Annotated in this window: 10 protein-coding genes; 5 read left to right on the top strand and 5 right to left on the bottom strand. The window is 67.7% G+C overall.

Going from position 1 to position 12,973, the window contains the following annotated elements; translation table 11 throughout:
- Nucleotides 1-314: 314 nt before the first annotated feature.
- Together ACRAKF_RS33675 and ACRAKF_RS33670 are read left to right on the top strand one after the other, a co-directional pair.
- Nucleotides 315-566, top strand: coding sequence for a hypothetical protein (locus tag ACRAKF_RS33675; protein WP_447041692.1), 252 nt, complete (start codon nt 315-317; stop codon nt 564-566).
- A complete protein-coding gene (locus tag ACRAKF_RS33670; RefSeq protein WP_447041690.1) occupies nt 563-2,098 on the top strand; it encodes an FG-GAP repeat domain-containing protein in 1,536 nt (511 codons plus the stop codon). Before ACRAKF_RS33675 ends, ACRAKF_RS33670 begins: the two co-directional genes overlap by 4 nt.
- A gap of 288 nt (nt 2,099-2,386) precedes the next feature.
- Here the strand turns inward: ACRAKF_RS33670 and ACRAKF_RS33665 are convergent, their stop codons facing one another.
- The gene (locus tag ACRAKF_RS33665) at nt 2,387-2,674 is read right to left on the bottom strand and encodes a hypothetical protein (RefSeq protein ID WP_447041688.1); all 288 of its coding nucleotides are present in this window, start codon (nt 2,672-2,674) and stop codon (nt 2,387-2,389) included.
- 489 nt (nt 2,675-3,163) lie between these two features.
- On the bottom strand, nt 3,164-4,111 hold the full coding sequence (locus ACRAKF_RS33660; protein WP_447041687.1) for a LysR family transcriptional regulator: 948 nt from the start codon (nt 4,109-4,111) through the stop codon (nt 3,164-3,166).
- Between the two features lie 106 nt (nt 4,112-4,217).
- Between ACRAKF_RS33660 and pcaD the strand changes: the two genes are divergently transcribed.
- Nucleotides 4,218-5,024 carry a 3-oxoadipate enol-lactonase gene (gene pcaD, locus ACRAKF_RS33655; RefSeq protein WP_447041686.1) on the top strand — a complete coding sequence of 269 codons (807 nt, stop codon included), beginning with the start codon at nt 4,218-4,220 and terminating at the stop codon, nt 5,022-5,024.
- 154 nt (nt 5,025-5,178) lie between these two features.
- On the opposite strand, the gene ACRAKF_RS33650 is transcribed toward pcaD, so the two are convergent.
- The 3 genes from ACRAKF_RS33650 to ACRAKF_RS33640 form a co-directional block, all read right to left on the bottom strand.
- Nucleotides 5,179-6,357 carry a hypothetical protein gene (locus ACRAKF_RS33650; RefSeq protein WP_447041685.1) on the bottom strand — a complete coding sequence of 393 codons (1,179 nt, stop codon included), beginning with the start codon at nt 6,355-6,357 and terminating at the stop codon, nt 5,179-5,181.
- Nucleotides 6,354-7,499 (bottom strand): hypothetical protein, encoded by a 1,146-nt coding sequence (locus ACRAKF_RS33645; RefSeq protein ID WP_447041683.1) that lies wholly within the window; start codon nt 7,497-7,499, stop codon nt 6,354-6,356. The genes ACRAKF_RS33650 and ACRAKF_RS33645 overlap by 4 nt, the downstream gene beginning before the upstream one ends.
- 166 nt (nt 7,500-7,665) lie before the next feature.
- A complete protein-coding gene (locus ACRAKF_RS33640) occupies nt 7,666-8,271 on the bottom strand; it encodes a hypothetical protein (protein ID WP_447041681.1) in 606 nt (201 codons plus the stop codon).
- A 920-nt stretch (nt 8,272-9,191) separates the two neighbouring features.
- On the opposite strand from ACRAKF_RS33640, the gene ACRAKF_RS33635 reads away from it, so the two are divergent.
- Nucleotides 9,192-10,079, top strand: a complete 888-nt coding sequence (locus ACRAKF_RS33635) for a hypothetical protein (RefSeq protein ID WP_447041680.1) — start codon at nt 9,192-9,194, stop codon at nt 10,077-10,079.
- Entirely contained in the window at nt 10,076-12,652 is a 2,577-nt protein-coding gene (locus ACRAKF_RS33630) for a caspase family protein (RefSeq protein ID WP_447041679.1), read from the top strand. The genes ACRAKF_RS33635 and ACRAKF_RS33630 overlap by 4 nt, the downstream gene beginning before the upstream one ends.
- Nucleotides 12,653-12,973 lie beyond the last annotated feature (321 nt).

Here is a 12,973-nt window from a genome sequence, read left to right as displayed (position 1 = left end):
TCTCGGACCATGGCGAGGGAGAGGCTCGGCGACGGGCTCTACGGTCGCCTGCCGGCACACCTGAGCGACAGCCCCCTTCACGAACCCCACACGTGGGCGTGAGGATCCGGACGAATTTGCGCCCCTCGCCGGCCGGCTCCCCCTTGACCCCGGTCCGCTTCCGGAGCGTTTCCGGCAGCCGTAATCCTCGCCACTGTGAATGTAGACATGACATCGTGACGACAGGGTCGGTGGAAGAACAACAGTGAAGCTTCCCTGGGTGGTGAACACCTGGATACGTGGATCTGAGACATGCCAGAGGAAGCAGCGATCAGGTGGAGAACAAGTCCACGAAACAGTACTCGGACGAGTACAAGCGGGACGTGGCCAAGGTCGTGCGCCCCTCGGGGCGGGCGGCGACCGCTGTCGTCCGCGTATCCGGCGCCAACGGCAACACCGGCCCGGCCGTCCCTGCGGAGGGCACGTCCGTCGGCTCCGCCGCCGACCGGATCACCGTCCGCCCCGGCCCAGCAATAGGACTCGCCGGTAGGGGCACCAGGCTCGGCTCGACGGAGATGTGCCGGTGACCGGGCGGCCGGGCCGTACCCTTGCCGCGGCTGTGCTCGCGCTGGCCGTGCCGCTCGTCGGCTGCACCTCGGACGGCGGCGGAGACGGCCGGGCCGCCGACCGGCCGCCCGCCAAGGGCAAGCCCTCGAAGAACCCGTCCCCCGACGACCTCAACGGCGACGGCTACGGCGACTTCGCGTACACCGTCCAGCCGAAGGAGGCCGGCACCTACACCGGCCGCAACACGCTGATCGTCGTCCCCGGGTCCCCCGACGGCCTCGACCCGCACCGCACCCGGCGGTTCGAGAACATCGAGCAGTACGGCACCACCCCCCGCGGCGACCTGGACGGCGACGGCTACACCGATCTGCTCGCCCTGCGCACCACAGGCGAGGAAACGATCCCCGTCGTCCTGTACGGAGGCCCGCACGGCGTCTCAGCACCCCGTCGCATCGCCCTTCCGGCCGGCTTCACCGCAACCGCCCTCTCTCTCGGCGACTTCGACGGCGACGGCCGCGCCGATCTGTACGCGCCGTCCTTCCGCTTCACCCCCGACGACAGAGGGGAGGGCGACGGCGGGCCGGTCCCGCCGGGCTACGACCCCGAACAGCTCCGCGACCCGGCACTCCCGGCCGACGAGTACCCACCGCGTCCGGCCGCCACCGAGTCTCCCGACCCGCGGGCACCGGCCGGCCCGGTCGCGCACGGCCCCTTCGACCGTCGGAGCGGGAAACCGTCCCGCGTCACGGGCACCCCCGGCAACGCGTCCGCCGACCGTACGGTCATCGGCGACTTCAACGGCGACGGACGCGACGACGCCCTCCTCACCTACGACTTCCACACCGAGGACGAACAGGACGACGACGCCCCCGTACGACCGCCCAGTGTCCGCTTCCACCGGAGCACCCCGCGGGGCATGGTCGTCGACCCGGCCGCTCCGGCCGGAAGCATCGCCGCCGACCTCGCCTCGGTCTCGCACGACGGTCTCGCCGGCGCATACACCGGCGACGTCGACGGAGACGGCATCGACGACGTCATCACCCCCGCTGCCAATCACGTACGCTCCAACTCCGGCGGCGTACGCATCCGTTACGGCTCGCGCGAGGGCCTCGGCGAGGGCCGCCCCGACCAGTTGATCGGCGGCAGTCGCCACCTCACCTTCGGCCAGTCCACCACCGTCGGCGAGATCAACGGCGACAGCCACCCCGATCTCCTCATCGACACCCCCGGCTACCAGCACAACAACGGCAAGATCGTCCTCGTCCCCGGCGGCCCGGGCTCCCGCCCCGACTGGACCCGCTTCAAGGAGATGGACGCGCTCGCCGTTGGCCTCCCGCCCACGCCCAACCCCAACGGCTGGAACGCCTTCAACCACCTCGCCCTCCTCGACACCGACAACGACGGCCACGAGGACGCGATCATCCTCGACCCCCTGATGGACAAGCACCGCGGCCTGTTCATCGAACTCCGCGGCGGCAAGGACGGCTTCGCCCCACACAGGCACCGCACATTCCGCCCCGCCGACACCGGAGCACCCCTGAAGGAGAAGTGACAGCACTGTCTGCGCGGGAGGCAGCCTTGTGGTCGTGAACGAAGTACGCGCGTGTCCGTGAGACGGAAGCGGCCGACCAGCTCGATCCGGGCGCTCTCGACACGTGGGGGGGGCTGGCGGCTCCAGTTCCGACTCCGTGAACCTAGGAGTACATCGTCCAGCAGCACGGTCTCCGCAGCCTCGACAACCAGTACACAGCGGTCCGAAGACAGCTGGCGGGCTCCAGTACGACCACTTCGGCACCCGCCCCGGCCTGCTGCTCGCGCTCTACCGACGCCTCGACGAACGTCACCGAGCCCCGATCGCCCAGGCGTTGCGCGAGGCCGCACCCACCACCGACGAGGTCGCCCGCGTCATCAGCACCGCATGCTTCGCCTGCGCCACGGACATGCCGGAACTCAGCGCCGTTTCCGCCGCGCTGAAGGGAAATCCGGAGATGGAGGCGGTCCAGCGCGAGATGCTCGACAGGGAGTACTCGGCGCGGCCGAGGCGATCGCCGCCGAGCTGAACCAAGGACGGGCATCCGCCGACGACGCGGTCACCGCGCTGACCGACCTGATCACGGGCGGCCTCCACACCCGAACCGACCCTCGGACTCACGGCTTCGCTCGGAGTGGGGTAGTTCATAGGGCCGTAGGCACGAACTGTGCCAGTCCCGGCGGAAGGCGTTTTCTGTGTGCATATCGGTTCACGACCTTACGCCGGGACACGGCTGCTGGCGGATCTGGCCTGGGCGACCCGGCGGGGACCGTGCGGGACTCAGCGCGTCCGGTGGCGGCATCATCAGTCGGACCAGGCACGTCGGTGGGCTGTGGCCAGGTGGGCCGCTTCGCCGGAACGAACCGGCCCCCCCTGCGCGGTTCAGTCGCAGTCCGGCTCGGATGTCCGCTGTATCGGCGTCATTCCGGCCGGTGCCGATGAGCCACCCCGACGCCCGGCGAGTCAAGGGGGGCCTACGGCTAAGGTCTCGTGCAGTGAACAAGGACAGCTCTCGCATGCATTCTCATGGGCGCGGACCCGAGAGGCGTCATCGGCACTCCCCGTTTGCGACCCTGGCGTGCGATGTCACTCGCCGCGGTCCGGTACCTTCTTCGGCTTGGGTACGCGGCCCAGCAGCGGTCGCAGGACGGGTGCATGGCGGGCCAGGAAATCCCACAGCTGGTCGGCTACCGGGCCGTGCGGCCGGTCGCGTCGGCGTGCTGCCGAGAGTTCCTCGACCACACCGGGAAAATGCCGTCCAGCGATGGAAAGCAGTCGTCCGTCACGCAACTCGGCCTCGATCATGAACCGCGGCACGTGTCCCCACGCCATGCCGTGCAAGATCAGTGCCTTCTTCATGAGGTGGTCGGGAACGGAGCTCTGGGGCGCGCCTTCGACCAGGAAATGGCCTTGTTCGGACGGGTGCCGCGCCGAATCCCGGACCACGCATTGGGTGAAGGCCTGCATCCGCTGCGGTGTGATGTCGGTGTCCGGAGGGAAGGGCAGGAAACCGGGCGCCACTACGGGCACCAGCGCGACGCGGCCGAGATCGATCCACTCCATCCGCACGTCGCTTTTGGGAACGCGGTGCACGATGAGGTCGGCTTCGTCCTCCAGCAGTCGCTCCCAGGGGCCGGTGACCGTCTCGTACTGCAGGTGGAGCCGTGTCTGCGGGCACTGCGCGAAGAAGGTGCTGAGCATCTCCAACACCGGCGTGAGCGGGCACAGATCCCCCAGCACCACACGCAGCTCGGCCTCTTCGCCCATCGCCAACTGCGCGGCGTAGCTCCGCAGTTCCTCGGCCTCGTGCAGCAGGAAGCGCACCTTGCGGTGGAAGGTGCGCCCCGTCTCGGTGAGCTGAACCCGGTAGCCCGAGCGATCCAGCAGGTCCAGGCCAAGCCGGCGCTCCAGCTTGGCCACTGCTGCGAACACGGAAGGGTGTGAGCGGTGCAGCCGCTCGGCGGCGGCCTGGAAGCCGCCGTCGAGCACCACGGCGTTGAAGCACTGCAACTCGTGGAGCGTGAAGTCCGTCATTGTCCAAGGAACCTACAGGGTTCGTCCGATCTTTGTAATAGCGCTCGGCCAAGTGGGGTTCCTAGGCTGCGTACATAGCCGCTGCCACTGGATCACTGGAGCTGACATGACTTCTCAGACCGCTACCGCCATCACCACCGGTGACGGTGTCCGCATCGCCTACCGCTTCGACGGCGGCGAGGACAAGCCGGTGCTGCTGCTGTCGAACTCCATCGGTACCGACCTGCACATGTGGGACGGCCAGGTGCCGGCTTTGAGCGAGCACTTCCGGCTGCTGCGCTACGACGCGCGCGGTCACGGCGCCTCCGATGTCCCCGGCGGCCCGTATTCCCTGGACCGGCTGGGTCGTGACGTGGTGGAACTGCTGGATGCCCTGGGCCTGCAGCGGGTGCACGTGCTGGGCCTGTCCCTGGGCGGCATCGTCGCGCAGTGGTTGGGGATCCACGTTCCGCAGCGCGTCGACCGCCTGGTGCTCTCCAACACCGCCGCGAACCTCGGCCCGGCCAGTCAGTGGGACCGGCCGATCGCCGAACTGCTGGAAGCCCCCGACATGCACGTCACCGCGGAGAGGTTCCTGCACAACTGGTTCCCGGCCCGCATGCTCCAGGGCGACAATGAGGTCGTCGAGGGCTACCGCCGCACCCTGCTCGCCACGCGGCGCGAGGGCGTGGCCGGCAGCTGGGCCGCAGTGCGCGACTACGACCTGCGCCGCACCGCCACGCTCATCCCCAACCCGACACTGGTCATCGCGGGCGAGCACGACACCGTCACGTCAGCCGACCATGGGAAGGAACTCGCGGCGACCATCCCTGGCGCCCGGTTCACCCTCCTGCCCACCGTGCACATGGCGAACGTCGAGAGGCAGGGGCAGTTCCTGGACACCGTGGTGGCCTTCCTCACCGAAGAGTACTGACGGCTTCTGCCTCTGACCCGGCGCGGAACGGATCAAGCTCGCTCCACAAGACCGGTGTTCCTTGCCGCTCCGCTGGTGCCGACTTCAACCGACTGGTCACCGAATGGGGCGAGATCGCTCGACAACGCCAACCCGGCAGGCGTGCCAGCGGGAGTCAGCGGCTCCCGCCCGGCCCGGGCAGCTTCAGCTTCAGCGGGCCGCAGCCGAGGCGGGCGGCCTCGGCCTCGACGTAGCGGGGAAAGAGGGTGCGCACGTACGCGCCCGCCCCGCTGTCGTTGGCCTGTACGAGGAACACGGTCTCGCCTGCCTGGCAACGGGCTGAGAAAACACCAAGGTTGAGGCCGAGGCTGCCGTAGCCGGAGGAGGAGCGTACCTGGTCGCCCTCATTCAGCGCCTTCCTCGTGAAGATCCCGGCCAGCCGCGGGTCCTCGACGGTCATCATGCGCTGCCTCGGCTGCGAGCCGGTGACGTCCCGGTCGCAGGTGCGCACCGGCCCGTGCCCGACGGTGATCATGGGGTACTTGTTCGGCTTGCGCTTCTTGCCCAGCGTCAGGCCCTTGATGCCGCAGAGCGCGTCCGCCTTCTCGGTGCGGGTGTAGCCGGCGGCCTTCGGCAGGCGTTCGACCGGATCGGCGATCGTACCGGTGCAGCCCAGGTCGGCGCTGACCTTGTTGGCGAGCTTCACGACCAAGCGGGCCATCCAGTCCCGTTCCTCGGTACGCGGCTCCTGGTCGCTGATCCAGCTGCCCTCGGTGATGTCCACGACGGTCGGCCCGTTGGACTGACCCGGGCGGCCCAGGCAGCCGTCCGGGATGGCGAGCCAGGCGCGGTCGTCCGAGGCCATACCGAGGAGGCCGCCGCCGAGCGGAGTGAGGCGGGCCGCGAGGAACTCGTCGGCCCACCTGCCGTCGCCGACCCGGTCGTCCAGCCGGTGCACCCGTGCGGTGAGTGCCCATTCGCTGCCGTCGCTGTTCGTCAACTGGCAGCTGCCGGTGGGGCCGTTCAAGGAGCGCGCACCGTGCAGCACCGGCGCCTCGACCGTCTTGACGTCCTCCGGCTCGCGGAACAACACGGCCAGGTCGTCGCGGGACAGCGCGCCCCAGCACAGGTCGTCCGGCGCGAACGGCCCGGCCTCTGTCTGCCAGGCCATGCCGCCGGCGCCCAGCAGCACCCCGGCGAGACCCGCGGCCACCAGCGGCCGGACCCGGCCGCGCAGCAGTCGGCGCCAGTTCCACCGGTGGTGGTGCCGGCGCCGGCGCCGCTCGCTGAGCAGTTCTCGCTCGGCGGGCAGCGGCTGCTCGTAGCGGTTCGGCTCGTCCTCGGTGCCGCTCACCGGGAGGCTCCCTTCGGGGCGATGGGGGCGCAGCCCAGGCGGGCCGCGACCGCGTTGACGAAGGCGGCGAGATGGCCGGAGTCGCTGGAAGCGCCCATCAGGAAGGTGGCGGCACGGCCGGAGCAGTCGGCCCGGACGATCGCGTGCTTCTCACCGATGGTGCCCGTGCCGCGCCAGCCGCGGGCCACGGGGCGCTCGCCCACGATGCCGTCGAAGACCGCGGCCAGTCGCGGCTGCGCGACCATCGCCAGGTCCAGGTGCGGCACGTCGTCACGATCACCGTGGACGCTGCATGTCTGTAGGTCGCGGGTGACCACGCCGGTCTGGTCCTTGATGTCGCCCGTGCCGAGACGCAGGCCGCGGATGCCGCAGACGTCGCTGGAAGCGCTGAAGACACTATCCTCCTCGCCCGGCAGGTCATAGACCGGCGAGCTGACCCTCAGCGGCTCGTCCGGAGCACAACCGGCCGCCGCCATCCCGCGGTTGGCCGCCGCGACGAGCAGCACCGCGGCCTCCCGGGCGCCGCCCAGGCCGGGCGGTTCGTTCTGGGTGTACGAGGGGCCGCTGGAGTACCTGCCGGACGCCTCCATGGTGACCACGGTTGGCCGACCCTCCTCCGTATCACAGGTCTTCGGGAGCACCAGCAAGCCGCCGCGCCCGTTGACCGTGCCCGGCAGGCCGTCCGGGAGCGGGACCATGTCACCGCCCAGGAACCCGTCCTGGACCATCGAGAGCCGGGCCTCCGCGGCCTTGGGGACCGGGCCGTACCTGACGGACACCCGCTGGTCGACGGAGACCTCGTCGCCGTCGTAACTGCTCTTGTAGTCGGCGTCGATGGCGACTTCACAGCTGCCGGTCGGGCGCTCGCGGGTGGGCGCCGTCTCCTTGGCGGTGCGTGACCCGTCGTCATCGTCGCCGAAGGCCTCGTCGCCGAGGAATTCCGGGCCGCTGTCCGCTTCCCAGGCGTCCCAGCAGTAGCGGTCCTTCGGCCACGGCCAGGTGTCCGCCGCCCACGTACCGATCCCGGTGCCCGCGAGTCCGAGCACCAGTGCGGATATCAGCAGCAGCCGACCGCGCCTGCTGTGCGGCAGCGCACGGCGCAACCGACCGGGCGCCGTGGGCGCCTCTTCCTTCTCACTCACCCCGTGATCCCCTCCGACGGCGGAGTGTATCCCCGCAATGGGGAGGGGCACTCAGCCGGACCCGCGATCGAGGCACAAGTGCAACGCCGCCAACTACCCGGCCGGGGCGAACGGTGGTGGCGAGTGCGTGCAGAGAGCACAACGCCGTCCCTCATGTGGTGTTGTTCTACACGTGCAGGGGACGCCACTCCACCTCGTCGAGCGACACCCGCTTCGGGTTCTCCCACAACAAACAGCCGAGTGCGATGCCGGGTTGATGGTCCGCAGTGGCCAAGAGCCCCGTTCCCTTCTCAAGAGCCTCTGACACAGCCGTGAGGTACGCGGCGATGGAGCTGAACTCAGGAGCGACGGAATCAAGTGGTGCCGTCCCGTCGTCAGGAAAGCGCACAACCTGCCCTGAACCTCCGTCGACGCCGAACCCGACCTCACCGTCTCCTGGCGCGGCCCAAGGAGCCCAGCCGGGGCGCGGCGCACCGTGCGGGGCAACAGCGGGCAGGCCGAGCATGCGGTCCAGGGGAAGCCATTCGCACCCTTCCGGCAGCCAAGCCGCTGGGTTCACCTCGCCCTCCTCATCCCCCTCGACCTCGTACCCTTCACTCCCGTCATGCAGCTCGAGCAGGGACCGAAGGTCGGCGTGGATAGGCATGTACTCATCCGCCTGGGCCAGGTCGGCATCTGATGCCGGTGACCTCAGGGAGCGGTAGGACCCGGGGGCGTTCCGCGCGAGCCAATTCTCGACACGGTGCCACGCCCGCGCGATCTCCATACTCATGATCGGCAGCATACTGACCGAGCACGTGTCGTCACCGCGCGGATCAACTCACCTGGCCCCAGAGGGGTCCAGGTTCAGGGACCGCCGCCATGCCACCACCAGACGACAAACATCCTCGCGGCTTCTCCACTCACGTGAGGTCGCTGGGGGAGGCTATGGGGAGGACGTCGTTCTCTTCGCCGCGTCCACTGCCGCACGAGAGGAAGTCCGTCCCCTGGTCGCTCAGCGCGTCCTGTCCGCCGGCCCGAATCCCGATGCCCGCCTGTTCACCGGCCCCGCGCGGCGGACGCATCTCCACCGCCGTCCTGCGCGACGCGACTCACCAGGACAACGTGGTCACCAAGCTCGGCCACGAGCACCGACGCCGCCACATAGCGCTACCTACATCCGGACGTACACAAGATCACGGCAGCCGGCACAGCACTCCCCACGACACCTCAGCGTGCTCCACGCACCGCGCTCCCTGCCGAGCCCGGTCGTCATGACCCGCTGACGCCGGTCAAGGAGGCTGGTCCCCGGCTGGCCCCCGAGAACGACTCAGGGCCGGTTTCGGATTTCTCCGAAACACCCTACGGGCCCCTCCGGACACGCTCACGCGCAAGCGCTCACGAAGCGTGTACGCAGCCTGACAGCGAATCGTTCGTCGCCTCCCTGCTCATCAAGTCTCAGAGGCCTTTGCAATGCGGCTCTTACCATCCATGGGGGAGGTCCGTGTTTTCAGCCATCTCATTGGAACAGAACGTCCTAACTGCACTGAATGCGCACCGCGAACTCGCAGCCCCCTACCATCACCACATTCTTTTGCGCTTGCACGCCCCGCGCACCTCTTGAGATCACTCCTGTAGCAATTTTCCATAAATCTAATGTTAAGCGACCAAGACAGCTACTCTTGATTGATTGTTACTCAGGAGGGGGGTCCTGTGGGCAAGAGGATCGTTGTCGTGCACGGCATCGGGCAGGAATACGGGGGGCCCAACACACTCCAGCCAGGCATCGCGCGGGCGATCCAGGACGGGCTGGAATTGGCTGGAGGCCCGCACATCGATGCGTCAGACGTGGTGGTCGGCTTCTACGGACACTTGTTCCGGCCAGGGCAGAGTCAGCAAACCAAGGGAAGCCAGGATGCATACACCTTCCGCGATGTGCACAGCCCTGCGGAGGTAGCCCTGCTGGCTGCTCTGTGCGAGGGCGTCGGGTACGGCGGTTCCCTTCAGAGTCCGGCCGGCTCGAAGGCGGTCACACCTAGGTTCGTGCAACGGTCCCTCTTGGCACTGAGCAGGTCCCCCTTCTTCGCCGGAGCCGGTGAACGCTTCTTAATCGGCGTGCTCAAGCAGGTCACGGCGTACCTGAACGACGACGGCGTACGTTGCCGTGTCCAGGCTGAGATTTCTGCTGCGATCCGACCGGAGACCGAGGTGGTGGTCGGGCACTCTCTGGGATCAGTCGTGGCATATGAAGCGCTGTGTGCCCGCCGCCCGGACTGGTCGGTGAAGGCGTTCGTCACGATCGGTTCTCCCCTCGGTATCCCCAACCTCGTTCTCGGCCGGCTGAGGCCAGTTCCCGTGTCCGGTCGAGGCCGGTGGCCCCTGGGGATCTCGAGCTGGTCGAACTTGTGCGATACGCGAGATGTTGTCGCCCTCGTCAAACAGCTCAAGCCACTTTTCGGTTCCGATTCACCTGAGATCGAGGACGTCCTCATCGACAACGGCTGGCAAGCGCATTCCATCGACCGTCATCTCACGGCCAAAGAAACAGGCGCAGCGATCGCTAGGGGGCTGAGCGGCTCGGGCGGCAAGGACGTGCCATGACCGAGCACCCTACGACCCCGGGTCAAACGGGTCCGCGTTATGTCGTCGTCGCGGGCAGTGCCGCATATGACCACGTGGCGGATCTCCCTGCGGTCGAAGAGGACCTGGACACTGTGCTGGATGCGTTCGGGAGTCTCGCGTACGGGCGGGGGGCACGATTACTCGACTGCACCTCCGACGAGTTGCGCAGCGCGCTGTCAGAATGGGCGGAGCACCAATCTCATCCCGACGCATCAATGGTCTTCTACTACAGCGGGCATGGGGAGTTCGACGACGACAATCGCCACTATCTTCTGGGGAAGAACGGCCATGGCAGGCGGTTGGCGGCGACTGGCCTGGCCGCCGAGGATGTCGTGCGGATCATTGGTCAGGCGGGAATCCGGCGGCTCCTGCTCATCATCGACACCTGCTATGCCGCTCAGGGAGCTGTGGACGCGATCCGGCAGATCGCCAGCAGCCTGGCATCATCGCTGACCGCCACACGCGGAGCACACCCGCTCACACTCGATGCCTTCTCGGTCATCGCAACAGCGACTCCCCTAGAAGCTGCCCAGGACGGGGCCTTCGCCAGGACGCTTAGGAGCGTGCTCAATGACCCCGCCCTCGGCGGGATGCGGCAGCCCAAGCTGTATCTGGAGCAGATCGTGGATCGGGTGAACGTGATCCTGGCAGGACTCGTTCCGCCTCAGACGGCAACTTGGGGAACTTTGCCCAGCGGCCCGGGCTTCACGTTTCTTCCCAATCATCGATTCCAGCCCAATGCTCCGGCCATAGGAACCGACCTGGCAGAAATGGCCGCGTGGCTTCTCAGGACTGTCTCCCCTCCCAGGGAGGAACGGTACGTCCTTTCGGCGGGCGGGGTGTCGGCCAACAGGCAGCCCGAACCCTTCGTTCGCCCCTTCATCGGACGCCGCAACGCACTCGAAGAATTGCGCCGGTGGACAACTGGCACCTCACAAAGCGCCGCCCCGGCGCTGATACTCACCGGGCCCGCAGGAACGGGGAAAACCGCGCTCCTTGAGCATTTGGCCGTTGGCACCCCGTGTGCAGGCAATTTCACGACTGCCGCATCTCCCGACACCGGTTTCAGCATTCAGGCGTCGCGGCAGCTGCTGCCCTCACTGGTGGAAGCCGTTGCAGCGGCCGCGAAGCTAGCGGACGGCACGTCCCTGGAAACTCTCCTGGAGCACCTGAGCCACCGCCACACTTCGATGACCATCGTGGTGGATGGCCTCGACGAAGCCGGCACCCCACCGGACAGCGAAGAGCCCCTCCGAATCATCCGTGAGTTGTTGAAACCGCTCGTCGGCACGGAGCGTGTCCGCATGCTGGTGGCCACCGACGAAAAGTTCCTCCCCGCGCTCAAGCTCGCCTTCCCCTCCGCTGCCCACATGGATCTCACCACTGGCCAGTGGAATGCCGCTAAGGATATGGCGGTCCAAGTCGGGCAGTTGCTGCGCAGTCCGGACGGACCGGGCGCCACAAACTCTTTCACCCCGCTGCCAGATGAGGACCTCGCCCCTCTTTCCCAGACGATCGCCCAGTACGCAGGCGGAAACTTTCTCGTGGCCCGGCTCCTCGCACGGGCCTGCGCCCATGTCCACGGCAAGGCGCCCGAGCCCCGCACCGCCCTCGACGAAGCACGGCAACTCCTGCCTGCCCCCTCTGCCGACGGCACCTTGAACGTCGACGTCACGGTGAAGCACGTCCTGTGGAAACACCTCGATCAGACGGACCACGGCCAAGGTCTCTTGATCCCGCTGGCATTCGCGGAGGGAGACGGGCTGCCCCGATATGCGCTCTGGCCCCGGATCTCCTCGGCAGTGCTGGGCCGCGAGGTCAGTCACGAGCACCTCACCGAGTACCTTCAAATCGCGTCGCCCCACGTCATTGAGGCGATCGACGCTCAAGGACGGTCCGTGTACCGCCTCGCCCACGAATCTCTGGCACTGTGCCTAAGGAAGTCGGCCCCAGCTAATGTCCAGGCAGCAGTGACGCAGGCCCTGCTGAGCATCGCGGAGGAACACCGCAGCAACGGAGGCAACGGGCCGATCGACTGGCCTACGGTCGACCCATACATCAAAGACCATCTCGCTACACACGCAGCAGCCTGCAAAGCGCTCGACGCACTGCTAATCGATCCCCTGTTCCTCCTCACTGCCGACACCAACCGCCTGCTGCGGGCCACGAGGTCAGCCGGCAGTAAGAACCAACATGTCGCAGCCGCATTCTGTCTGTACGCAGAGATCCGCGCTGCCATGCCAGATCACCGGTCGCCGGCAGGATGGCTTGCCTGGTGTGCGCGCAGAGTCGGTGCCCACCAGCTGGCCGACGAGACAGAACGGCGCTTTCCCGACCACGCGCAATGGGTCAAGCCTCCGCACCTGGATCCGGCCGAAAGCCATCTGATCATCAGCTGCCCGGAACCGCTCGTCTACCAGATCATGTCCCGCCCAGACGGCTGGCAGGTGGTCGCCACCACCACCTCGCCTGGGGGCTTCCATGTGCCGTACCACATTCGGGGACTACGCAGTGGCGCCGCAGGAAATCTTGCAGGGGAGGCGCACCGCTGACCGTCATAGCTGCTGTGAGGATGGATTGCGCTGCTGGCGCGATCGGAGTCTTCCAAGAACGCGGAGATACTCGTACTGCGGCACCAACTCTGCGCCTGCCGAGAATGTCTTCCATGCAGCTCAGAAGCCTGGTCGGGGTGGCGCGGCAGGATGAGCACCCGTGCTGCTTCGCCTCGCCTACCTGACCGTCACCAACGTGTTCGCCGTGCTGCGGCTGCTGCCGATAAGCGACCGCTGCAAGGATGCGGAGATCCCCGCCCTGCGCCGTCAACTCACCGTCCTGGGACGGCAGCTCGGGGCAGACCGGATCAAGCTCACTGC

This window comes from Streptomyces sp. DSM 118878 (assembly GCF_052936595.1).
The sequence above is the reverse complement of the archived record's forward strand: the minus strand, read 5'-3'. Positions and strand labels throughout refer to the sequence as shown.

Bases quoted from the DNA above. Each gene is read 5' to 3' on its own strand.
- ACRAKF_RS33630 (WP_447041679.1), top strand. From the start codon at position 10,076: ATGACCGAGCACCCTACGACCCCGGGTCAAACGGGTCCGCGTTATGTC.
- ACRAKF_RS33640 (WP_447041681.1), bottom strand. From the start codon at position 8,271: ATGAGTATGGAGATCGCGCGGGCGTGGCACCGTGTCGAGAATTGGCTC.
- pcaD (WP_447041686.1), top strand. From the start codon at position 4,218: ATGACTTCTCAGACCGCTACCGCCATCACCACCGGTGACGGTGTCCGC.
- ACRAKF_RS33660 (WP_447041687.1), bottom strand. From the start codon at position 4,111: ATGACGGACTTCACGCTCCACGAGTTGCAGTGCTTCAACGCCGTGGTG.